Genomic DNA, 23,328 nt, shown 5'->3' on the forward strand with positions numbered 1-23,328 from the left:
GTTCCCTACTCCATATCACTTAAGGGTGTACGGTAATAGCATCCCAGCTAGCTAATAGCGCCACATCCATGTCTTGCTGTGAAAAATTAACATCCCGCAAATGCGAGAAACGACAGATTTCGTATAACGAACCAAATGCCAAGGCATACAACATTTCGCTTGGTAAGGCTTTAAAGCACCCCTGCTCCACACCTTTTTCGAAGAACAGTTCAAGCGGTTGAAACAGCTCTTGAATTAATTGTTTATGACGCGTATTGCGCGGCAACGTTTCTAAATGAACCCACAGGCGCTGCACATTGGCATTACTTTGCTGATAACTAAAACCGTTGCGCCATAACTGATGATGCTGCTGTTTTAGGCTACTGCTAGGGTCTACATCGGCCAAAAATGCCTCGGCAAATAGACGTAAATTCCGCTCATGTAACTCGCTCATTAAGGCGTCTTTATCTTTGAAATACAGATAAATAGTCCCAGTGGCCAGCTTCGCCTGTTTGGCAACTCGGTGCATCGACAAGCCCTCAACACCAAAACGGCTGACTAGGGTTTCGGCGGCAAGCAATATGCGTAAACGTTTGTCTGCAATCATAAAATAAGGCTAGTACGGTTAGAGCTGGCGATTATATAAGCAGCTCAAAAACATGCAATGAATAATTGTTCATTTTACAAAATTTTACCTTTTGACAGCCCTCTAAGCGTAGTGATCAACATAGAATAGCCCCGCTTTATCAGCTAAAATGCAGCCCCAATAAAGAAGGAAGCCGCCGTGAAGTTAAATCCCGCCCAATCAAAAGCCGTGAGTTATGTATCAGGCCCCTGCTTAGTATTAGCCGGTGCAGGCAGTGGTAAGACGCGGGTAATTACCAATAAGATCGCCCATCTGATTCAAAACTGTGCCTATCAGGCAAAAAACATTGCGGCGGTCACCTTTACCAACAAAGCCGCGCGGGAAATGAAAGAGCGGGTGGGACAAACCTTGGGCCGTAAAGAAGCGCGTGGTTTACGGGTATCTACCTTCCATACTTTGGGCTTAGACATTATTCGCCGTGAATATAAAAGCCTTAAGCTCAAGCCCAATTTTTCGCTGTTTGACGACCAAGACCAAATGGCGCTACTGAAAGAGCTGAGTGAAACTCAGCTACAAGGCGATAAAGACTTACTTAAACAGCTGCTGAGCCAAATCTCCAATTGGAAAAACGATTTAATCCTTCCCACTCAGGCCGTCGCTAGAGCCTCCGGGCAAAGTGAACATGAGCAACTGTTTGCTCATCTATATCAGGCTTATCAACGTCAACTTACCGCCTACAATGCCTTGGACTTTGATGATCTAATCTTGATGCCCACCCTGCTGCTCACTCACGATGCCGAGGTGCGCCAGCGCTGGCAAAATACCATTCAGTATTTGTTAGTGGATGAGTATCAAGATACTAATACCAGTCAATACCAACTGGTGAAACTACTCGCCGGTGAGCGGGCCCGCTTCACCGTAGTGGGTGACGACGACCAAAGCATTTATTCTTGGCGTGGGGCTCAGCCGAAAAACCTGATGCAATTACAGCAAGACTTCCCCGCTTTGGAAGTGATTATGCTGGAACAAAATTACCGTTCTACCCAGCGGATCCTAAAGTGCGCCAACATTTTAATTGAGAACAACGAGCATATTTTTGAAAAGAGCCTGTTCTCCGAATTGATTTATGGCGAACCCTTAAAAATTCTATTTGCCAAAAACGAAGAGCAAGAAGCCGAACGAGTAGTAGCGGAATTAATTGGCCATCGCTTCATGAACGATGCCAGTTACAAAGATTACGCGATTTTATACCGTGGTAACCACCAAAGCCGTTTATTAGAGAAAACCCTAATGAACAACCGGATCCCCTACAAAATTAGCGGTGGTACCTCGTTCTTCGCCCGTGCCGAAATTAAAGACATCATGGCCTATTTGCGGATCTTGGTGAATCAAGACGACGACAATGCACTACTCCGCGTGATCAATACCCCGCGCCGTGAAATTGGCACCAGCACCTTGGAAAAAATCGGCAGCTTCGCCAATCAGCTGCACATTAGCTTATTTGAAGCGGCCTGCCATGAGCAAATGAATGAGATCTTGCCCACTCGTGCCCTCAACTCGGTGAATCAATTCTGCCAGTGGTTAGTCAACTTGGCCGATCGCACCGAGCGCGACGATGCCCAGCAAGCAGTGCGCGACATGATCCGCGATATTCATTACGAAGACTTTCTCTATGAAACCAGCCCCAGCCCTAAGGCGGCGGAAATGAGAATGAAAAACGTCTCGGAGCTATTCCGCTGGGTCAGTGGCATGCTTGAAGGTGACCAAGACAACGAGCCAATGACCCTACCGCAAGTGGTGAACCGCTTGATCTTAAGAGACATGATGGAGCGCGGCGAAGAAGATGAAGACAGCGATCAAGTTCAGCTGATGACCCTGCACGCTTCCAAGGGTTTGGAGTTTCCTTTTGTTTATCTGATAGGCATGGAAGAAGGCTTATTGCCCCACCAAAGCAGCATCGACGAAGACAACGTAGAAGAAGAACGCCGTCTGGCCTATGTGGGCATTACTCGCGCACAAAAAGAACTCACCTTTACCCTAACCAAGGAACGTCGCCAATTTGGTGAATTGATAAAACCCGAACCCAGTCGCTTTCTTTATGAGCTACCGCAAAACGACCTTATTTGGGAACAAAAGCGCAAAACAGAAACAGCCGAAGAACGCCAAGCCAAAGGCAATAAAGGCATCGCTGCGTTAAGGGCCGCACTTAATCAAAATAAATAGCGCGAAACGGTAACGCTCAGTCACAGATCCTCTGAATGGGCTAATTTAAAGTAAATCCACACAAGATTGCGGGCTTTATCCTTTAACCCCATTGCTTCAAGGGGGCCCGCGGGTGTATAAAGCAGGCTTTCACGTCGCTCTAAATTGCGCCGCAGCGTTGGGTGCTGCCGCTGCGCATAAATATCTCGCTAAACGCCCTTATTCGAGCACGTGATCAGAGCACCTGTCACTATCAATATCGAGATGCCGATGTTTTCTGCGCTAAGAAAAAGCCTACAAAGCCAACCTTCAGCTCAACAAATTCAAGCCAATGTGCTCGCCGGTTTAACGGTTGGGGTAATTGCCCTGCCGCTATCGATGGCCCTAGCTATCGCCAGCGGCGTTCCCCCGCAACACGGTTTATATACCGCTCTAGTGGCGGGCATAGTAATCGCCCTTAGTGGCGGTTCCAAAGTGAATATTTCTGGGCCCACTGCGGCCTTCGTGGTCATTCTGCTGCCGATTGTTCAGCAATATGGTCTGGGCGGGTTGCTGATGGCTGGCTTCATGGCCGGTTTTATCTTGATTTTCATGGGCCTAGGTAGGCTGGGTAAGTTTATTGAAATTGTGCCCTACCCGGTCACGGTTGGCTTCACCGCGGGTATTGGTGTGGTCATCGCGACCTTTCAAATTAAAGACTTTCTAGGCCTGCAAGTGGCCGCCGTCGACGGCCACTATTTGGCTAAGCTAGCCGCGCTAATACAGGCCTTACCCAGCGTCGACTGGCGCGAGGCGCTGATTGGTGCTCTTACCTTAGCAATACTGCTGGTTTGGCCCAAGTTTCGCTCTAAGATCCCCGGTCACTTGATTGCCCTGCTGGTTGGTAGCCTTAGCGCTTACTTGCTCAGCCTTGGCTTGAGTGAATTTTCAGTGGCCACCATTGGCAGTCGCTTTTCTTACAGCCTAGACGGCCTCAGTGGCAGTGGCATTCCACCTCTGTTACCCCAATTTGAGTGGCCTTGGAACCTCCCCGGCGCTGATGGTACACCGCTAGGTTTAAGCTTTGAGTTAATTCGTCAGTTGCTGCCTGCGGCGCTCACCATTGCCATTTTGGGTTCCTTAGAATCACTGCTTTGCGCGGTGGTCGCCGATGGCATGTCCGGTAAAAAACACAATCCCAACGACGAGCTAATTGGTCAAGGCATTGGCAACATTGTGGCGCCCTTATTAGGTGGCATTCCCGCTACTGCGGCCATCGCTCGTACCGCCGCCAATGTAAAATCTGGTGGCAGCATGCCGCTCGCTTCGGTGGTACACGGTCTATTTATTCTGCTGAGTATTCTGCTTCTGGCACCAATCCTGTCTTATATTCCGATGGCCTCTATGGCTGCCTTGTTATTAATGGTGGCGTGGAATATGAGTGAAGCCAAACACTTTGTCCGCACCCTTAAAGTAGCCCCTAAAGATGACATAATTGTGCTGCTGCTATGCTTCTCGCTCACGGTGCTGTTCGATATGACCATTGCGGTTGCGGTGGGTATGGGCATGGCCGCCATGTTATTTATTAAACGCAGTGTTAGTCTCACTCAGGCCGCCGCCATTGAAGATAGCCACGAAGGCTATCAACTGCCCGATAAAGTGATGTTATATGACATCAATGGCCCACTGTTTTTTGGTTCTGCACAAAAGGCCTTAAAAACCATTACCTCGGTTCGCCCCGAGGTGAGGGTGATAATCCTCGACATGACTGAGGTCACCCTCATCGACATGAGTGCCATCGTGGCCATGGAATCAATTGCTAAAGACTTAGAACAACGCAAAATTGGGCTAGTGATTAACGGTCTATTGCCGCGAATGATCTTAAAACTGCGCCGCGCGGGGATCCGCAAACATAGTGGTAGTGTGGCATTTTCAAGAAATTTAGAAGATAGCTTTGCCATCGCCAATAAAATGCTTTAAGTCGCCAATAAAATTTTTTATCTGACGCCAGCTACGCTAAATAGTCTGGCGTCAAGGGCTTTACCAAGCATGAAACCAGCAATAAACCTAAGCAAAGTTAAGCTGATAAGTGTGATCTCAAACGAATAAGGCGTTTCAAGCCAACAATATTTGTGACCGAAACGCTTTTCATTCTGATAAATTCCCTTACTCCATAGACTTATGATCATAAACTCATCGAATAATAAACTGTCTGGAGAGTGGTAATGAATGCAATAGTTGAGCAACGCCAACAAGCTCAATTACGTTTTCAACAAGGCGAGCAAAATATTGTAGTGGGTAAAATTGAAAACTGCCCCTTACCCCCGGAAGAATTAGCTTCTTTAAATCTTAACTCTCCCTACGTAGTTGAAGTGTTTGACGATGGGCTCACCGCCACTGTCATTCATCTATGCATTAATGGCCGTCACTACAACCTTAAGCGCCGCCGCGCCGAAGCACGAGTACAGAACATTGATGGCGAAACATCCTTCCTTAACGAAGTGCAACGCCGTCAAGACTTACAAGCGCTGAAAGATAAGGCCAGCACCGCTGCCGCCTTTAAACACATTGTAACCACCCTGTACGCCGATTACCGGCTGGGTTTTATTCTTTCCCCATGGATCGATGGCAAGCCCTTGTGCAGTTTTAGTCGAGAAATTTTCCGCCAAATTTTCGATACCATGTTTGCCCTAGAACAAGTAGGCCTAATGGAATGGGATCTCTGTCCCGGCAACATTCTGTACGACGGTCGACAAATCTATTTATTCGATTTTGGTTACATGTACCGCTTCGATCCACTGGAGCATTACAACAGTGACGGTTTGGCCTCACCGGCTTTTCACGCGGTAGAACGCTTAGAAACACGCAATGTATTTGGTTACTTATTGCGTTACCAAGACGTGATGACCGCCAACGACCAACTCGCCCTGTACCGCGAGCTCAAAGAAGTGGGCTTAGACATCTATACCCAGAAGCTAATTTGGTTAAAACAAAACTTTGCTCATCCCAGTGTCATTCATTGGCAAACCGAGATTATTGAACGCTGGGAATATGCGTTAGACAACGACCGTTCCTTAAAAAATCTGTTTATTGCCGAAAGCTTCCGCTCTCACTGCTTAGATATTCAAGACGATATAAGTGGTAAAAGCTGCACCCCAATGACCTTAAAACGTATCGACAAAGTCATTACCATGGCGGCCACCGTTTACCTGCAATTGCAAAACAACGGCGCACTGTTGTTTGATAACGCTACTTTAGACCAACTGGCGCTGATCAAGAAGTACCAAGATTACCGCCACTTAGCCCAGCAGTACCAATTGAAATAACCCCCTACTATTCAAAACGTTAAGATCTGTTTACAAGGCCATCGATTCAACTCGATGGCCTTAAGACATTCACTTCACAGTTCTGGCTATTTTTTGCCCTTTTTTAGTATTTATTCTCTACCATTCTCAATTGCCATGGAGTAGCAGATTGAACTGCACATTGGCCTTAAAAAATAAGAACAAAGCAAAATCATCAGACTTGAAGCGCACTCGCAGTATTTTCGCCAAGCGCTGATGCTTAAATAAACAGCAAAACAGTACAAGGAAAGACCATGAAAAAGTTATCTATCGTTCTGTTAGGAGCGAGCTTACTGTCTGCGCACGCCAGCGCGGAGTGGAACTTTAGGGGCACGCCAAACCAATGGCTTAGCACCCCGCTAGAATTAGTTTCTGGAAACCAATATCAAACCTGCCAAAGCTTTGGCGACAACAACCCCCGCTTTAAGATTGACCGCTACGGCGACTGGAACGAAGCCTACCCCAATGCCGACTACACCGTTGCGGCTAACAAGAGTTACGACATTCGCTTCTTTAGCGACAGCAAAACCATTACTGCCACCGAAGTCGCCAACTGTGGCGATATAGAAATTGAGCCACCTGAAGACAGCTGGTACTTCCGTGGCACTGCCAATGGCTGGCAAGCCACACCTATGGACAGCAGTGACAACATCACTTTCTGTACCACTCAAACTTTCGCTAACGACGAGCCACGTTTCAAAATCGACCACTATGGCGATTGGACCGAAAACTACCCTCAGGCCGACGTATTGGTAGACGCCAATAGCAGCTACGACATCTGTTTTAATGCCGACACCAAGGTAGTGACCACCGAGAAACAACAGTGCGTGGATGATTGCCCAATCACCCCAGAAACCCTTGGTGCAGTTTACTCACCGTCTGCTACGACTTTCTCCCTATGGTCTCCTGAGAACAGCAACGTTAGCGTAGAAGTGGATGGCGTAAGCTACGCCATGCAAGCGGTGCCTGACTTTGCCGGATACACTCAGGTTTACCAAGCCACCGTGCCAGGCGATCTTCACCTCAAGCCTTATACCTTCTACGTTAATGGCGTACAGGTGCGCGACCCTTACGGGAAAATGGCGCAGGCCGGTACTGGCGATTACGAAGCGGTTAACATTGTGATGGATATGTCCCGCACTGAACCGCTAGACGGTTGGGCAGCACGCCCCAGCTTAATCGAGCGCGAAGATGCGATTATCTACGAGCTGCACGTGCGCGACTTCACCATTGATGCCAGCTCTGGGGTGAGCGCCGACAAGCGCGGTAAGTTCCTAGGTCTAGTTGAACCCGGCACCACTTATCAAGGGATTACAACCGGCATAGACCACCTTAAAGAACTGGGTGTGACTCACGTGCAACTGCTACCAGTTTACGACTTTGCTACCTGTGACGGCTTGCCCGACAGCGACCCTTGTTACAACTGGGGTTACGATCCACGCAACTACAACATTCCAGAAGATCGTTACTCCAACGTGCCTAACGATTATGAGCAGCGAGTGCGAGAATTCAAAACCATGATCAACGAATTCCACAAAGCTGGTATCCGGGTGATTATGGACGTGGTGTATAACCATACTTACAACAACGAAATGTTCGAAAATATTTCCATGCAGTACTACACCGCCAGCGATCTTTCAGGCACCGGCAACTCGATTAACGCCGATGTACCCATGGTCAGCCGGATGATTCAAGACTCGCTTGAATACTGGGTGGATGAATACAGCATCGACGGTTTCCGCTTCGATTTGATTGGTATTTTCTCCTATCAAGAAGTGCAAAAATGGGCCAGCCACTTAAACAGCAAATTTGCTGATCGCAACTTGCTGATTTACGGAGAACCTTGGAATGGTTACGCCAGCGACCCTCTCGAAGGTCAGCGGGTACGCTACGGCACTACTCACAACATGGTTGATCAGCACGTTGGGGTATTTAACGGCGCCTACCGTGAAGCGTTAAAAGGCTCTAACGACGATACGCGCAGCGCCTATATGTTCAACAATGTAGCTGCAGCCGATAGCGGTTGGGCGATTTACGATGGCTTCCGAGGTTCACCCTATGATGCCAACGATGGACGCAACAGTACTTGGTTCCGCAACTATGCCGCCGACCCAGAGCAAAGCATCAATTACATCTCGGCCCACGATAACTTTGCACTATGGGATAAGGTCTACCTCAGCGCGTCTAGCAACGTGGTACAAAATAGCTCTCATCAGGTAATGAGTTTTACTCCACCCAGCGATTTGAGTTACGCCAAACGCGTGGTGAACTTTGGTATGGGGCTAGTGCTTACCAGCCAAGGTATTCCTTTCATCCATGCCGGTGATGAATTCCTGCGCACCAAAACCAATCACCAGCAAATTAGCAGCCCTAACGCATGGAACTACGGCGATCATGGTGGCGCACACAATAGCTACAACGCCCCCGATAGCTTCAATGCCATTCGTTGGTCAAATAAAATTGCCAACGTCGCGACTTTTGATTACTTCAAGCAGCTTATTGCGCTGCGTCGTCAACATGCTGGCCTGCGCATGAACAGCAACCAAGAGATAGCTCAATACCTTAGTGTTAGCCGTCCTGAGCAATATGCTGGACAAGTGATCACCGGCCACATCACCGACCCTAGTGATAGCCATAATTTGTTCATTGTTTATAACAGTGGCAATAACCAAAGCATCACCTTACCTGCAGGGTCTTGGACTAAAGTGGCCGATGCCAACGGCGCGGCGAATGCCAGCGTAACTGGTAGCACAGTGGTTGAAGGCACCGCCGTGACCATGTTTACTCAGCAAAAATAAACACTAAAGCAATAATACCTGCCCAAGCTTGTAACTTGGGCAGGTATAGTTTCGCAGCTCAGTAAAAAGCGCCAGTCAGAGCGAAAACAAAACAAGCCGAAGCAAACCTAAGCCGCGCTTTAGCAAGCCGTAAGCAAGCAGCCAACAGCAACAAATGACAACTATCTCAATTAAATAATGAGACCCCTACAACAGCATTCACAACGCAACTTAGATAAGCGTGATAAAAATAACACTTCACTAAGATTGTTATTTTTATTCCAACTAGAATGAGTATGTTGGTGCAACTAAACCAGCTAAGCATAGTGGCTAATGAAAAGAATTACAGATACCGAGTTAATCAGATCCAGTAACCGTCGCGACATCATTCAAACCCTACGCCGCCACGGCGAACTGGCGCGAGTCGAAATTGGTCAATATACCCAATTAAGCCCTGCCACCATTACCTCCATTACCTCAGAACTCATTCAGCAAGATCTGATTATTGAGCAACAGGGCGAACTCAACGCTGAAACTGGTCGGGGGCGCCCAAAAGTAAAACTGAAGCTGAACCAGCAAGCGGTATATTACTTGGCGATTAAATTGTCGATTAATGAAGTCAGCCTGATTTTGGCCGATCTCAGTGGCAAGATTATTCATAAACATACTAAATCGGTGCTTACCGTTAGCCTCAGCCAACAACAACTGATAGACGTACTGTGCCAAAGCTTTAGTGGCTTTCTCGACAAATACGCCATCGAGCGCAACAAACTACGTGGCCTAGGCCTAGCGGTGCAAGGGGTGACGGAGCAACAAGGCAAAGGCATATTATGGAGCCCGGCCGTTAAAGGGCAGCAATTAGAGTTAGTTGAGCAGCTACAGCAACAACTGCAACTACCGGTATTTATTAGCAACGACGCCAACTGCATTGCCGTGGCGCTAAAAAACCTTCCACAATACCAAGAGGTTAACAGCTTAGTCGCCATTCAATTAGGCTACGGCGTGGGTATGGGCTTATGGCTAGACGACAAGCTTTACCAAGGTGAAGCAGCCTCCAACACCGAATTTGGTCACACTAAATTCAGCTTAAATGGCCCGCAATGTCGCTGTGGTGGCCGCGGCTGTATAGAAGCCTACGTAGGTGACTACGCCATCTACCGCGATGCCAGTGCCATCTATAACCTGCCACAAGCCGACATGCTGCATCCTTCAGAAAAGCAAATGCTCGACCTCAACCACTTAGCCGAGCAGCCGCATTCACCAATGCAGCAAATTTTCACTCAAGCTGGCACCGTTCTAGGCCTAGGTTTAGCCAATGTAATGGCGCTGTTTAACCCACAAAAAATAGTGATTTCAGGACCCGGTGTGCGCGCCTATCCATACATGGAAGCGGCCATGCGTAGTACTCTGGCAGAAAACCTTCTGCCCTATCACCAACAGCAAGACGTGGTAGAAGTATATAACTGGGATGAAGACCTCACCGGCCTTGGCATCATCGCCATTGTGCAGCAGCATACCGATTAGTTGAGCTTAATAGCAGAATTAAAACAGCAAAAAGGGAGCCAAGGCTCCCTTCATCATTTCAGCAAACAGCCTTTATAACTCAGCGTTGCTGACAGGAACAGATATAGCCATATAGGTATAACAAATTCACATTAAATGACTACTCCTTTCTTCATAGAAACTTTACACTAACCTGATATTGATAAATTTATTTATAAAATATAGGATTATGTTATTGAATTTTTATTTTCATACACCAATGCCTTATTTTAATAAAATAATACTATTTCCATTAATCAGTTTTTTGTTATCTATTGCGCTGGTGGCCTGCGGCTCGGAGAAAGAAGTGTTTAAGAAGCAAACCGTTGAGCTATTCCCCCCGTGAGCGGACAACTCACTGAGAATGGTAAACCCTTAGTAGGCGTGAGACTAAAACGAAGCTATGAGTTTATCGACATCACTGATGGTGAAATACACGACTACACCACAACAGATAACGAAGGGCGCTTTAGCTTTCCTGAGTTAACCATGCAATCTCGTCATGCCGATAACCCCTCTAGAACTAATGTTATCTGGCAAGGTATTCGTATCGATAGCAAAGACCCTAACCAAACTGAAGAAGATGAAGTTTACCTTTGGGATGCTAACTCTCGTGGAGTAAAGCATGTTTCTTATTTTACCGAAATGCTCTCTGATTTGAATTGTGACTTATCTGCTGAAGAGGAGACTATTTATATCATTCATTCTGACTATCCAACTGGAGTTGTAACACTACCAGTTACGAGTGTTTGTCGCTGGCCTATACGGGCAGAAATAGAAAAGAAAAAAGCCGCCGATATTGAAGAGCTTGGCGAACTTCAGAATCTGGATAAATATGGTGATATAAACGGATTGATTTAAAGGACTAAAATGACAATTCTTTCTCCAAAACTCGCATCAGAACTTGCTTCATTTGCGTATTCAATACGCGATAATAATCGTAGAGTTAAGCCTACTCCATATACACAGAAGTATTTTAAACGGCCTTGTTGATCAATTCAGTGCAACGAACGCAGTAACCTCAAGGCGTTTTCCTCTTTATTCAGCTAGCTGACGAGCAGGCATACCTAGCCTGCTCATTTTGTTCAACGCGCACACTCCGGCCATGATTTCGCCGACTTGGGCGTTGTAACAACGTAGACTCAACTTGTCGCTAAGCAGTTGTTTGAAACGATACATCGCCGTCTCCGATAGTGAACGAAGATGGTAAGCATTGTCCCGTTTCCAGTTTTCCAACTCACCTTGCTTCAAGGCTTTTACTGCAACGTTCCGTGGGTGACCCGCTTCCCACATACCTGCATTCTTGCGTGGAGGGATTAGTGCAACAGCCTTCTTACGTTGTACTTCTTGATAGCTCTGCCGTGTGTCATAGGCACCATCAGCGCTTACTGCTTTCACTTTGCGCCGCAGCGGTCTCAACAAGGTGGGTAACACTTCACTATCGTGAACCCAGTCCATCGAGACCTCAGCACTCACTATCTGATGGCTCTGGGCATCTACTGCCATATGCAGTTTTCGCCAGACTCGACGCTTTTCAGCGCCGTGTTTACGCACCTTCCACTCTCCTTCGCCAAACACCTTAAGACCTGTAGCATCGATAACGAGGTGAGCCGCTTGACCTTGGCTAGGTAGGCGATAGTTGACTTCAACAGTCTTTGCTCGCTTGCTTATACAACTGTAATCGGGAGATTTTAAGTCGACCTTGAGCAGGCGAAACAATGAGTTGATGAAGCCTTCAAGAGCACGCAGTGGTAACTTGAATACGCCTTTAATCATCAGCGCAGTTGCGATAGCGGTGTCACTGTAAGTATGGCTGCGCCCTCGACGACCACTGCGCTCAGTGTTATTCCATAGTTCTATGGCTTTCTCATCCATCCAGAAGGTCAATGAGCCGCGTTGCTTCAGTGCACTGTTGTACAGCTTCCAGTTGGTGATGTTGCCTTTCGCTTTACCCATGTTTGGTGACCCGACAGATATAGATACAGATCAGATCCGCGACTGCTGAGTTAGTTCAATCTGATTTAGGAAACAACGCCGTGCAGTTGTATACCTTTGGCGCGCCTCGGGTCGGTTTGGCAGGTTTTGCTAGCGCTAATACTAATAGAATAAATATGATCTATCGTTGCACTCACGGAGCCGACGTGGTGCCTAAGGTGCCGCTTTGGCCTTTTGTGCATTCACCCTACAAAGGTTTTGAATTTCGTTTAGATGCTGGCCAAGGTATAAATCCTAGCGCCCATGGTATGGATCCTTTAGCTGGCGCGGTACCTGGTTATTTGACCACCGCGCGAGGAGAAGATTGGGGCTCTTTACAAAAAGCGGCCAATGGTTTTCTTCACCCTGTACGCCTAGATTACGATAAGCGTAATCAGGCTAGTTATAGTAACTATTGGACAGAGCGCTTAAGTGCAGCTCTCATTACCTTGCTTAAAGACACTGGTTATTATTCAGCAGTAGTGCTTCAAGGTGCGATTAGCGCTGGAGCTACGCTATACGATTTTATTGCTCAAACATTAGTTAAAATCGCTGATGCAGGTAAAACAGCGGCTTCACAAGTAAAAGGCTTACTGGGTCATATGCTGGTATTTGCGGGAGCAGCAAGTTCAATCGTAAAAGATTTAAGCTATAAAACAATTAGAGACATTTTTAACAAAATGCTTAAGCGTCTTTACCGCGGTGTAAATGAGGCGATTAATCGGGTACACCTCCGATAATATAGGCTTTTAAAGCATCATCCCAACGATAGGCAAACCGATCAAAGGTGGTGTTATGGAAACCTTGATTCTTAAGACTTTATCAAACGGTCATGTTACCGCTTAACACTTAAAAAAGGGAGCCAATGGCTCCCTTCATCATTCACAGCAAACAGCCTTTATAACTTGGCGCTATTAAAGAACTGCTTGCTGGCATAATGGCCTATTAACATGCTGGCGAAAAACCAGTAAATCACCACATCACCACGTAATAGACTAGCCACAGCTGGCCCAGGGCAAATACCCACCATGCCCCAGCCGATGCCGAAGATCACCGAACCAATGATCAAGCGTTTGGTAATCGCCTGCTTGCTAGAGACACAGCGGTATTCATCACCATTAACAGCGCAGCTACGCGGCTTAATAATGAAGTGATAGAAAGGGATAAACACCAATAGCGCCCCGCCAATCACAAAGGCTAGGCTGGCGTCCCAGTTACCGGCTAGGTCGAGAAAATTAATCACTTTGTTTGGGTCAACCATTTGCGAAATGTTCATGCCCAAGCCAAATAATAGGCCGGTTATAATACCCACAATCACCTTATACATGCGCCGCCCCCAAGTAGTTTGACGCACCCACCACCAAAATGGCGGTAAGCATAAATACTCCGGTTGCGACAATAGAGCGCGGCGAAAAACGGCCGATGCCACAAATACCGTGACCACTGGTACAGCCATTAGCCAATTGCGTACCAACACCCACCGCTAAACCGGCCATTGCTACCCAAGATAAGGAGTAATCAGGGATCACCGGCACGGCAATGCCCATCGGTTGAGTGAGTAAAACACTCACTGCCATAGCCGCAATAAAGGCCACACGCCAAGGCCACTCTTGTTTGCTAGAGCCAAAAATGCCACCCAGTACACCGCTAATGCCGGCTGTTCTGCCACTTAATAGCAGTAATAAAGACGCAGACAAGCCCAAAAGCATGCCCCCCAACAGGGCGCTCCATGGGGTAAAGTTATGCATAACACACTCCAAATATAAAAATTAAAACCAAAGCTGTTGAGTGTTAGGGGGAGGTTAGGAGCAGAATTGCTGCTGTAAACTATCCAACAAACGCTTTATCCGAGGCTCGGCCAAGGAGTAATACACGTTTTGGGCTTCTTTGCGCACTTTTACCAAATGGCTCTCACGCAGCACCTTTAAGTGCTGAGAAAAAGCCGACTGGCTATTTTGGCTATGGTGGCGCAATTCTGTTACGCCCATTTCACCGTCGCTAAGCAAACACAGCACCACTAAACGGTCTGGATGCGCAATGGTTTTTAGCAAATCACTGACTAACTGTGCGTTTTCACGCATTGCTAATATGTCCTGCATACATCCCCCTTACTAATCATTGCTAGCGATTATACAAAACCAATAAAATTAGTCAAAGCTAATTTAGACATTTTTAAATTAGATACTTGCGAATTAGAACTTTCTAATATAGAGTAAGGTAAACTAAAAAGGAGAACGATTATGTCTTTGGAAAATGTAGTACGTCTGTTTGCTGGTGCCATGGTGTTGCTGTCCATTGCTCTTACTCATTGGGTTCATCCTAACTTTGTTTGGTTTACGGTATTTGTGGGTGCCAACCTGATGCAAAGCTCGCTCACCGGATTTTGCCCTGCGGCAATGATCTTTAAGCGACTCGGCTTTAAGTAGAGATTATTTGATATTAATCAACTGACTAGATACTTATTTTCTAGTCAGTTGATAGACAAGACTATAGTTTAAATTTTGTGGAGATAGTTATGCGTAAGATTGTTATTGTGGGTGGTGTTGCCGGGGGCGCATCAGCTGCTGCTAGAGCTCGTCGTTTAAGCGAAGATGCTGAAATCATCATGTTAGAACGAGGGCCGTTTATTTCCTTTGCAAACTGTGGTCTTCCCTATCATATCGGTGGCGACATCGAGCAACGTGACGCCTTGCTATTACAGACCCCGGAAAGCTTTAAGGCACGTTTTAATGTTGATGTGCGGGTGCAGCACGAAGTATTGAGCATCGACCGCCAACAAAAAACCGTCACCATTCGTGACCTAATCAACCAACAAGATTACCAAGAAAGCTACGACGCCTTAGTGCTTAGCCCTGGCGCAGCACCCATTGTGCCGCCCATTCCTGGTATTCAAAATGCCCGTACCTTCTCGCTGCGTAATGTGCCCGATATGGACAAAATCATTGCCAGCATCGACAACAATAAGCCCAAACATGCCACCGTAGTGGGTGGTGGTTTTATTGGTATTGAAATGGCCGAAGCCTTAATCCAACGCGGCATTAATACCAGTTTGATAGAACTGGCTCCGCAAATTATGGCGCCGGTAGACCCAGAAATGGCCAGTCCCTTACACCAAGAGCTGCGCCATCACGGGGTAGATTTACGTCTAGGCGTAGCCTTAGAAGCGGTATTTGCCCCCGCCGGCGAAGAAACCAAAGAAGAACTCGCTAACGAAGACAGCGAAATACTGCAATTACGTTTAAGCAATGGCGAAGTGCTAGAAACCGAATTGCTGATCATGGCGATTGGGGTAAAACCCGAAACCACCCTCGCCAAGTTAGCCGGTTTGGAGCTAGGTGAACTGGGCGGTATTAAGGTGAACGCTAAGCTACAAACTTCTGATCCAGCGATTTATGCCGTGGGCGATGCCATTGAAGACCCAGAGTTTGTTACCGGTGACGCCGCCTTAATCCCCTTAGCGGGGCCGGCTAACCGCCAAGGCCGCATGGCGGCAAACAACATCTTTGGCGCGAACGAGCAATACCAACGCAGCCAAGGCACCGCCATTTGTAAGATTTTCGATGTCGCGGTGGCCTCTACTGGTTTAAATGAAAAAACCTTACAACGTAAAGGCTTAGACTACAACAAAGTGTATGTACACGCGGCCAGCCATGCCAGCTACTACCCGGGTGCTCATCCGGTCACTTTAAAATTGTTATTCCACCCAGAAAGCGGGGTGATTTATGGTGCTCAAGCCACTGGTAAAGATGGCATCGATAAACGTATCGACGTATTAGCGGTAGCGCAACGCGCCGGCATGAGTGTATTTGACTTACAACACCTAGAGCTGACCTACGCACCACCATTTGGTAGCGCTAAAGATGTCATTAACCAAGCCGGTTTTGTCGCAGCCAACAGCATTTCTGGCAATACTCGCCTGTGTCACAGTGACGAAATTAACCAAGCCAGCGAGCAGCAGCTCATTTTGGATGTGCGCAACCCCGGTGAGCTAGAAAAACTCGGTGCCATTCCCGGCGCGGTAAATATTCCGGTAGACCAACTCCGTGAGCGAATTAACGAGCTACCTAAAGACAAGGAGATCTTAGTTTACTGCATGGTGGGCTTACGCGGTAACGTGGCTTATCGTCAGTTGGTCAACCATGGCTTTAAGGCGAAAAACCTAACCGGAGGTTACAAAACCTGGTTAGCTTATCAAGCCAGCCATTAAGCATCATAGCAGCAGCGCTAAACCTAGCGCTGCTTCATCAGGAGGGGAATAAATGCAAGGTCTGCTGATTACATTAACCGCGCTGCTAATGTTAGCGGCCAACCCATTACAGGCACAAAGCAATGCCGAACAGAGCATAACCGTGAGTGCCCAAACTCGTCCCATTACAGTAGAACTAGATGCCGTCATCGAAGCTGTTGATGCCGCCACCCTAGCCGCTCAAACCTCTGGCCGAGTGCTTAACCTTTATTACGATGTTAACGACTTTGTCGAAAAAGATGCGGTAATACTAGAAATTACCCGTACCCAACAGTCTGCTGCTTATGCCGCCGCCGAAGCCCAGCTCAACCAAGCTACCGCAAAAAATATTGAGGCGCAGCGCCATTGGCAACGGCTCGCTAAACTGTATCCTCAAGGGGCCATCTCCAAAGGCCAACTTGACCAAGCCGAAGCCGATGCCAAAGCCGCGGCCAGTGCAGTAAACGCCGCCAAAGCCAGCCTCATTCAGGCCAAAGAAACCCTAGACTACACCGTGGTTAAAGCGCCCTTTTCCGGTGTGGTTACACAGCGCCACATTCATCGTGGCGAAACCATCAGTGTGGGCCAAGCGCTCTACTCTGGTTACTCCCTAGAAAACATGCGCGCGGTGGCGAATATTCCACAGCGCTACCTGGCGATGATCAACAGCGATACGCTATTTAGCCTTGAGCAAAACGGCCAAATGCTACAATCCCAAGACTACACCCTATTTAGCCATGCCGACCCACAGTCGCATTCCTTTAAAATTCGCCTTAACTTGCCCAATCAAGCCTACCAGCTTTATCCCGGCACGTGGGCCAAATTAAGCTTTAGTTATGGGCAACGCCAACAAATTTGGATCCCTCATTCGGCCGTGGTACAGCGCAATGAACTGAGCGCCGTCTACCGCAAAACCGAGCAGGGTTATCAACTCAGCCAAGTGCGTCTAGGTAAGGTGCAAGGCGAGCAAATACAAGTGCTTGCTGGCTTAGAAGAAGGCGATGAAATCGCATTGTCGGCCTACCAAACCCTACTAAACAAGGAGTAAGCCATGGGTATTGCAGGACGCATAGGCGAGCGCTTTTTACATTCCCCCATCACCCCCTTGTTAGCTTTAGTGGGTCTATTGCTGGGGATCTTCTCGGTGATTATTACCCCCAAAGAAGAAGAGCCACAAATTGATGTCACCTTTGCTGACGTTTACATTCCCTTTCCCGGCGCCAGCCCCAAAGAGGTAGAGAACTTAGTCACCCTGCCTGCGGAAAAACTGATTTCCGAACTCAATGGCATCGATACTCTGTACTCCTTTTCGCAGCCCAATGGCGCGATGATCATCGTGGTATTTGAAGTGGGAGTCGCCCGTAACGACGCCATAGTGAGTCTGTACAACCAGCTGTACGCCAACCTCGATCGCCTGCCCAGCGCAGCAGGAGTAGGCCAGCCCTTAATTAAACCACGCGCCATTGACGATGTGCCGATTGTTAGCCTGTCGCTATGGGATGAAAGCCAACAGCTCAGCCCCTATGAGCTTACCCAAATTGCCCATAGCCTAGAAACCGAGTTAAAGCGGCTGCCCGGCACTAAAGATGTTTATACCCTAGGCGAGCAGCCTATGGTGGCCTCGCTGCGTTTAGATCCGCTCAAGCTAAATGCCTACGGCGTTGAATTCAAACAGATTGCTCAACAACTACAAGCCAATAACTACCAATCTCAACTGGCTGACTTAGTCCAAGATAATCAAGTCATTAAGGTTCAAAGCGGGCAGTTTTTAAGCAGCGTTAAAGAACTAGAAAACTTGGTGGTGGGCAGTCATCAGCAACAAGCGGTATTTTTAGCCGATGTTGCCGAGATCACCCTTGGCCCCGAATTGCCTAGCCAAAACGTTTGGCTGGTTAACCAGCAAGGCACCTTTCCTTCGGTGACTATCGCCATCGCCAAACAGGCCGGTGAAAATGCCGTAGAACTGGCGCAGCGTATCGAACAACGGATTAGCCAACTAGAAAATGTATTACTGCCACCGCAGGTTCATTACCAACTTAGCCGTAACTACGGCAGCACTGCGGCTGATAAAGCCAACACCCTAATCGGGAAACTGGTATTTGCCACCATTGCCGTGGTGCTATTGGTGCTGCTTACCATGGGCTGGCGAGAAGCCCTAGTGGTGGGCATTGCGATTGTGATTACTTTGGCGATTACCCTATTTAGCTCGTGGGCTTGGGGCTTTACCCTTAACCGCGTGTCGCTGTTTGCGCTGATCTTCTCCATCGGTATTCTGGTAGACGATGCCATTGTGGTGGTGGAGAACATTCACCGCCACATGGGCTTAAGCGGCGCCAGCACCAAAGCCAAACTGGCAGGGCTGATACCCGCAGCTGTAGACGAAGTGGGCGGCCCCACCATTTTGGCCACCTTCACGGTAATTGCCGCCTTGCTGCCCATGGCCTTTGTCTCGGGCTTAATGGGCCCCTATATGAGCCCTATCCCGATTAACGCTAGCCTAGGCATGCTAATTTCACTGTCGGTGGCCTTTATTTTGTCACCTTGGTTAAGCGCCAAGCTGCTTAAACCCAACCCTCATCATCAACCGCAAGACATTCACTCTGGCCGCTTGCATGACCTATTCCAAAAATTGATTGGCCCCTTTTTGCAGGCCAAACAAGGGCGGCGTAATCGCTCGCTACTTTGGCTGGCAGTATTACTGATGATTGCCGGAGCCGTGGCACTACCGGTCAACACTTGGGTAGTGATGAAGATGCTGCCCTTTGATAACAAATCTGAATTTCAGGTAATGGTGGACTTGCCCGAAGGCCGCAGCCTAGAGCAAAACCAGCGGCTGTTGTTTGAGCTAAGTGACTACTTAATGCAAGTGCCCGAAGTGGCCGACTTACAGCTTTATGCTGGCACCACTGCACCGATAAACTTCAACGGTTTGGTTCGCCACTACTTCATGCGTAGCAGCCAAGAGCTGGGCGATATTCAAGTTAATCTAGTGAACAAGAGTGAGCGCGAGCGCGATAGCCACAGCATTGCCAGCTCGGTTCGCCAAGGCTTGCAAGCAATTGGTGCGAACTACCAAGCCAACATTAAAGTGGTAGAAGTCCCGCCGGGGCCGCCGGTGTGGTCACCCATCGTGGCCGAGGTTTATGGCCCTAGCGATGAGATTCGCCAACAGGCCGCCCAAGCACTGAAGCAGCATTTTCAGCAAACCGCCGACATTGTGGATATCGACATCATGCTACCCGACGCTCAGCCCCAATGGCGACTCGCTATTGACCGCAGCAAAGCCGCCTTATTGGGTTTGAACTACGCCGAAATCGCTCAAGTGATTAACAGCGCGGTGGGCGGACAAGATGTGAGTGTATTGCATAGTCAGCAGCATCAATACCCCATTCCTATTCGTCTTCAATTGGCCGAAGGCGCAAAATTGGATCTACAAGCGGTATTGAACCTACGCATGCAAAACGCTCAAGGCCAAGCGATTCCTCTGAGTGAAGTGGTATCAATTAATCACGGTCAAATTGAAATGCCGATCATGCATAAAAACAGCATCCCAATGGTGATGGTGGTGGCCGATATGGCAGGCGAGTTAGACAGCCCCCTATACGGCATGTTTGAGATAGCCTTAAGCACCGACGATGCGGGGCTGCCACTTAAACAGCACTATATTCAGCAACCCGATGGCCTGAGTGACATTGCCATCTTATGGGATGGAGAATGGAAAATCACCTACGAAACCTTCCGCGACATGGGGCTGGCCTATGCGGTGGGGATGATTCTGATTTACCTCTTGGTGGTGGCGCAATTTCGCTCCTACTTGGTGCCGCTGATCATCATGGCGCCCATTCCGCTGACCATTATTGGAGTATTACCGGGGCACGCGCTACTGGGTGCGCAGTTCACCGCGACCTCGATGATCGGCATGATTGCGCTGGCAGGGATTATTGTGCGTAACTCGATCTTATTGGTGGATTTCATCAGTCAGCAGGCCGCCAATGGCGTACCCTTTGCCGAAGCGGTAATTAGTTCGGGTGCGGTGCGAGCCAAACCGATTGTACTGACCGGCTTGGCCGCAATGATCGGCGCCCTGTTCATTCTGGATGACCCGATCTTTAATGGCCTAGCGATTAGCTTAATCTTTGGTATTTTCATCTCCACCCTACTGACCTTGGTGGTGATACCGGTATTGTACTATGCACTAATGCGCAAACGCTTTAGCGAGTAAATACCAGACATAAAAAGGCCCGGTGTAAAAACCGGGCAAAGCTGAGACGCGAGAATTGAATTATTGTGCGCTAACGTTAATTGCTTTCGATGCGCTGTCAAAGGTGATCTGATACGTCGTGTTGTCAGTCACTTGGTAATCCGCATTAGGATAAGACTCACCCCAACTACCGTCATCGATTTTGAAACGAGCCGGCGCTTCTTCACCGCTAAAGCTTTGAACGGTGTAGTACAAACCCGTGCTGGCGTCGTAATCTAATAGCGTAGTACCCCATCCGTTGGCGGTGCCACGGAAGTACCAAAGCTCGTCACCACCATTATCTGGAATAGTGCCACTGACACAGTTACTGGCGGCAATCCAACTACCTTGGGCGTAACATAAGCTGTCGCCGGTGGTACTTAAATCACCGCTTTGGTTAGCGCCGTTATCGTTGAAGATAACATTCAAACTAGTCAAGTTAGTGCCAAAGTCGTAGCAGTAGTAACCGTCTTGCTCAACCATGGCCACACCTGGCCACTGGGCATTAGCCACTGGAGTATCGGCTACCACTGACCAGTAGTACAAAGTAGGGTTGCTGAAACCCGCTGGGTTGTCGAAGCACACTTCGCTAGCTGTTAGCGGCTGAGGTTCTGGCTCGGGTTCTGGCTCAGGGTCGACCGCAATCACCTCGAAACCACAGTCTTGCAAACTACTCCAAGCGCCGTCTTGATAACAACCAGCACCCGCTGCGCTTAAGTCCGCAGTTTGGTTGGCGCCATTGTTATTAAAGATAAGGTTGATGCTAGTCAGCTCTACGCCCAAGTCGTAACAAGCGAAATCACCATTTTGCTCTAGTGCCACACCAGGCCAGCTGGCATTGTCTAGGCTACCTGCAGGTAACGCACTCCAGTAGTAAAGTGTGCTGTAGTCTGCATCGGTACAAATCGAGCTAGCGGCAACAGGGTTAGCTGGTTGCGGCTGAGGCTGAGGATCCGGTTCACAATCGCTGCAAGCTTCACCCACTACCGCGCCCACATGAATCGCCGCGGCGTTATCACCCACTACGCTGAAGTTAGCCATACCGCCGCTAACAGTAATCACGCTAGGGCCTTTGGCATCGGCTGCCGCAATACACTGACCAGTAGTCGCATCGAAGTCGGCTTCGATGATATTACAGTACTGGCCGTCAGGCATGCCGGTAGCAAGTTGTTGATCGATGGTGCTGCCGTTGCGTTTGTTAATTACCACAAAGCCTAAGCCACCGCGACCAAAGGCAATTTGGTCATTGCCATTTTGCCACCAATCACTCACCCGCCACTCACCAGCGGTGTGGTTACGGAAACCCACCATGTTGGCAATGCCACGCCATTTGTGTTCACACACCCAATCACCGCCATCAAAGCCACAAGCATTACCCGTGTGTACGCCTGAACTTGGTGGACCAGCGTCGAAGTCACCACCGAAGTAGTATCCCGACATAATCTTCGGATAGCCGTAAGGATAGGCAAGAGTGAAGATGTTAGCTAAGAAGTAGCCTTCACCAGACACACCATGCCAAATCGGGCCATTCGGATTGTGGCGCTCTTCGTCGTGGTTAGTCACAAAGGTGACCGCATCGGCGCTGCCTAGTTCCATTTGGCTAGGAAGGTCACGCAGTTGAGCGATATTGCTATAACGGAAGGCGGGGCCAATTAAGCGAGCAAAAGCAAACTCGGTAACGTTGCCGATGTAAGTATACTCGGTAGGGTGAACTGGCTCGCCAGGGGCTCCAATCACTTCTTGGAAGATATACGGATTACCGTTTAACTTAGCTTTAATCGCAGCAATATCAGCTGCCGGAATATGTTTAGCCGCATCAATACGAAAACCAGCTACGCCCATACTCATGGCATCATTCATGTAGTCCGCGATTTTTTGGCGAACGTAATCTGAGCCAGTTTTAAGGTCGTTCAAGCCCACTAAGTCACAGTTTTGTACTTGCCAGCGGTTGCTGTAATCAATGTTGCTGCTGCATGAGTTGAAGTCATCGGGGCCGTAGGGCACTTCAGGGAAGTTTCTGTTGTAGGCCGCCATGTGGTTAATTACCGCATCAAGGTAAATATCTACCCCGGCTGTCTTACAACGTTGCACCATGTCTTGAAATTCGGCGCGGCTGCCGCTGCGACCTTCGATGGCGTAGCTGACTGGTTGGTAGCGAGCCCACCAAGCGCTGTTATCGACTGACTTATTAGGGGGTGAAATTTGAACGGCAGCAAAACCTTTAGGTCCTAAAAAGGTTTCACACTCTTGGGCTACATCTTCCCATTTCCATTCAAAGAGGTGAACAAAAGCGGTTTTGGGTACCGCCATTGCGCTGGAGGCAAACCCCAACGCGCTGCCCGCTAGCAGAGCGCTAGTGGCGAGTTTGGTTATTTTTCTCATCGTTACTTTCCCGTGTAATCTAGAGCGTCTCTTTTTTGTAACATCGCCACTCTGTGGTGTTTATGCGATGCAAGCTTGGATCGAACCGGGAAAAAACA

The 23,328-nt window shown here is 48.4% G+C and carries 17 protein-coding genes; 11 read left to right on the plus strand and 6 right to left on the minus strand.

Annotated features, from left to right (window positions below; translation table 11 throughout):
* Positions 1 to 19 precede the first annotated feature (19 nt).
* Entirely contained in the window at positions 20 to 586 is a 567-nt protein-coding gene (locus tag AR383_RS10545; RefSeq protein WP_055733096.1) for a TetR/AcrR family transcriptional regulator, read from the minus strand.
* Positions 587 to 763: 177 nt separating this feature from the next.
* Here AR383_RS10545 and rep point away from each other — a divergent pair, with 177 nt between their 5' ends.
* The 6 genes from rep to AR383_RS10575 all read left to right on the plus strand — a co-directional run bounded on the left by rep (position 764) and on the right by AR383_RS10575 (position 11,270).
* On the plus strand, positions 764 to 2,788 hold the full coding sequence (gene rep / locus AR383_RS10550) for a DNA helicase Rep (protein WP_055733097.1): 2,025 nt from the start codon (positions 764 to 766) through the stop codon (positions 2,786 to 2,788).
* A 210-nt stretch (positions 2,789 to 2,998) separates the two neighbouring features.
* Complete coding sequence (gene dauA, locus AR383_RS10555) at positions 2,999 to 4,726, plus strand: C4-dicarboxylic acid transporter DauA (RefSeq protein ID WP_229711263.1); 1,728 nt, start codon at positions 2,999 to 3,001, stop codon at positions 4,724 to 4,726.
* A gap of 245 nt (positions 4,727 to 4,971) precedes the next feature.
* Positions 4,972 to 6,072, plus strand: a complete 1,101-nt coding sequence (locus AR383_RS10560; RefSeq protein WP_055733098.1) for a protein kinase family protein — start codon at positions 4,972 to 4,974, stop codon at positions 6,070 to 6,072.
* A 272-nt stretch (positions 6,073 to 6,344) separates the two neighbouring features.
* Entirely contained in the window at positions 6,345 to 8,888 is a 2,544-nt protein-coding gene (locus tag AR383_RS10565) for an alpha-amylase family glycosyl hydrolase (protein WP_055733099.1), read from the plus strand.
* A 312-nt stretch (positions 8,889 to 9,200) separates the two neighbouring features.
* Positions 9,201 to 10,391, plus strand: coding sequence for an ROK family protein (locus AR383_RS10570; RefSeq protein WP_055733100.1), 1,191 nt, complete (start codon positions 9,201 to 9,203; stop codon positions 10,389 to 10,391).
* Positions 10,392 to 10,751: 360 nt separating this feature from the next.
* Positions 10,752 to 11,270 (plus strand): DUF6795 domain-containing protein, encoded by a 519-nt coding sequence (locus AR383_RS10575; protein ID WP_198150139.1) that lies wholly within the window; start codon positions 10,752 to 10,754, stop codon positions 11,268 to 11,270.
* Between the two features lie 177 nt (positions 11,271 to 11,447).
* Here AR383_RS10575 and AR383_RS10580 read toward each other — a convergent pair whose 3' ends face one another.
* The gene (locus AR383_RS10580) at positions 11,448 to 12,365 is read right to left on the minus strand and encodes an IS5 family transposase (RefSeq protein WP_055731577.1); all 918 of its coding nucleotides are present in this window, start codon (positions 12,363 to 12,365) and stop codon (positions 11,448 to 11,450) included.
* A 29-nt stretch (positions 12,366 to 12,394) separates the two neighbouring features.
* Between AR383_RS10580 and AR383_RS10585 the strand changes: the two genes are divergently transcribed.
* Positions 12,395 to 13,123: a lipase family protein gene (locus AR383_RS10585; protein WP_257720942.1), complete on the plus strand. Its 729-nt coding sequence runs from the start codon at positions 12,395 to 12,397 to the stop codon at positions 13,121 to 13,123.
* A 158-nt stretch (positions 13,124 to 13,281) separates the two neighbouring features.
* On the opposite strand, the gene AR383_RS10590 is transcribed toward AR383_RS10585, so the two are convergent.
* The 3 genes from AR383_RS10590 to AR383_RS10600 are packed head-to-tail and all read right to left on the minus strand — an operon-like array spanning position 13,282 to position 14,482.
* Positions 13,282 to 13,737, minus strand: a complete 456-nt coding sequence (locus tag AR383_RS10590) for a DUF6691 family protein (RefSeq protein ID WP_229711214.1) — start codon at positions 13,735 to 13,737, stop codon at positions 13,282 to 13,284.
* Positions 13,703 to 14,131 carry a YeeE/YedE family protein gene (locus AR383_RS10595; protein WP_055733103.1) on the minus strand — a complete coding sequence of 143 codons (429 nt, stop codon included), beginning with the start codon at positions 14,129 to 14,131 and terminating at the stop codon, positions 13,703 to 13,705. The genes AR383_RS10590 and AR383_RS10595 overlap by 35 nt, the downstream gene beginning before the upstream one ends.
* A gap of 54 nt (positions 14,132 to 14,185) precedes the next feature.
* A complete protein-coding gene (locus tag AR383_RS10600) occupies positions 14,186 to 14,482 on the minus strand; it encodes an ArsR/SmtB family transcription factor (protein WP_055733104.1) in 297 nt (98 codons plus the stop codon).
* Positions 14,483 to 14,623: 141 nt separating this feature from the next.
* On the opposite strand from AR383_RS10600, the gene AR383_RS10605 reads away from it, so the two are divergent.
* The 4 genes from AR383_RS10605 (at position 14,624) to AR383_RS10620 (ending at position 20,830) form a co-directional block, all read left to right on the plus strand.
* A complete protein-coding gene (locus AR383_RS10605) occupies positions 14,624 to 14,809 on the plus strand; it encodes a YgaP family membrane protein (RefSeq protein WP_055733105.1) in 186 nt (61 codons plus the stop codon).
* A gap of 89 nt (positions 14,810 to 14,898) precedes the next feature.
* Positions 14,899 to 16,590, plus strand: coding sequence for an FAD-dependent oxidoreductase (locus AR383_RS10610; RefSeq protein ID WP_055733106.1), 1,692 nt, complete (start codon positions 14,899 to 14,901; stop codon positions 16,588 to 16,590).
* Positions 16,591 to 16,642: 52 nt separating this feature from the next.
* Positions 16,643 to 17,656: an efflux RND transporter periplasmic adaptor subunit gene (locus tag AR383_RS10615; protein WP_055733107.1), complete on the plus strand. Its 1,014-nt coding sequence runs from the start codon at positions 16,643 to 16,645 to the stop codon at positions 17,654 to 17,656.
* A gap of 3 nt (positions 17,657 to 17,659) precedes the next feature.
* A complete protein-coding gene (locus AR383_RS10620; RefSeq protein ID WP_055733108.1) occupies positions 17,660 to 20,830 on the plus strand; it encodes an efflux RND transporter permease subunit in 3,171 nt (1,056 codons plus the stop codon).
* A gap of 60 nt (positions 20,831 to 20,890) precedes the next feature.
* On the opposite strand, the gene AR383_RS10625 is transcribed toward AR383_RS10620, so the two are convergent.
* Positions 20,891 to 23,230, minus strand: coding sequence for a starch-binding protein (locus AR383_RS10625; protein WP_055733109.1), 2,340 nt, complete (start codon positions 23,228 to 23,230; stop codon positions 20,891 to 20,893).
* Positions 23,231 to 23,328: the final 98 nt, after the last annotated feature.

It is taken from the genome of Agarivorans gilvus (genome assembly GCF_001420915.1).
Taxonomy (GTDB): domain Bacteria; phylum Pseudomonadota; class Gammaproteobacteria; order Enterobacterales; family Celerinatantimonadaceae; genus Agarivorans; species Agarivorans gilvus.

What these genes read in the sequence shown, in the direction of transcription:
- AR383_RS10615 (WP_055733107.1), top strand. Translation starts at nt 16,643, where the DNA reads ATGCAAGGTCTGCTGATTACATTAACCGCGCTGCTAATGTTAGCGGCC.
- AR383_RS10545 (WP_055733096.1), bottom strand. Translation starts at nt 586, where the DNA reads ATGATTGCAGACAAACGTTTACGCATATTGCTTGCCGCCGAAACCCTA.
- AR383_RS10560 (WP_055733098.1), top strand. Translation starts at nt 4,972, where the DNA reads ATGAATGCAATAGTTGAGCAACGCCAACAAGCTCAATTACGTTTTCAA.
- AR383_RS10625 (WP_055733109.1), bottom strand. Translation starts at nt 23,230, where the DNA reads ATGAGAAAAATAACCAAACTCGCCACTAGCGCTCTGCTAGCGGGCAGC.
- AR383_RS10605 (WP_055733105.1), top strand. Translation starts at nt 14,624, where the DNA reads ATGTCTTTGGAAAATGTAGTACGTCTGTTTGCTGGTGCCATGGTGTTG.
- AR383_RS10565 (WP_055733099.1), top strand. Translation starts at nt 6,345, where the DNA reads ATGAAAAAGTTATCTATCGTTCTGTTAGGAGCGAGCTTACTGTCTGCG.
- AR383_RS10570 (WP_055733100.1), top strand. Translation starts at nt 9,201, where the DNA reads ATGAAAAGAATTACAGATACCGAGTTAATCAGATCCAGTAACCGTCGC.
- AR383_RS10620 (WP_055733108.1), top strand. Translation starts at nt 17,660, where the DNA reads ATGGGTATTGCAGGACGCATAGGCGAGCGCTTTTTACATTCCCCCATC.
- AR383_RS10600 (WP_055733104.1), bottom strand. Translation starts at nt 14,482, where the DNA reads ATGCAGGACATATTAGCAATGCGTGAAAACGCACAGTTAGTCAGTGAT.
- AR383_RS10580 (WP_055731577.1), bottom strand. Translation starts at nt 12,365, where the DNA reads ATGGGTAAAGCGAAAGGCAACATCACCAACTGGAAGCTGTACAACAGT.
- AR383_RS10595 (WP_055733103.1), bottom strand. Translation starts at nt 14,131, where the DNA reads ATGCATAACTTTACCCCATGGAGCGCCCTGTTGGGGGGCATGCTTTTG.
- AR383_RS10610 (WP_055733106.1), top strand. Translation starts at nt 14,899, where the DNA reads ATGCGTAAGATTGTTATTGTGGGTGGTGTTGCCGGGGGCGCATCAGCT.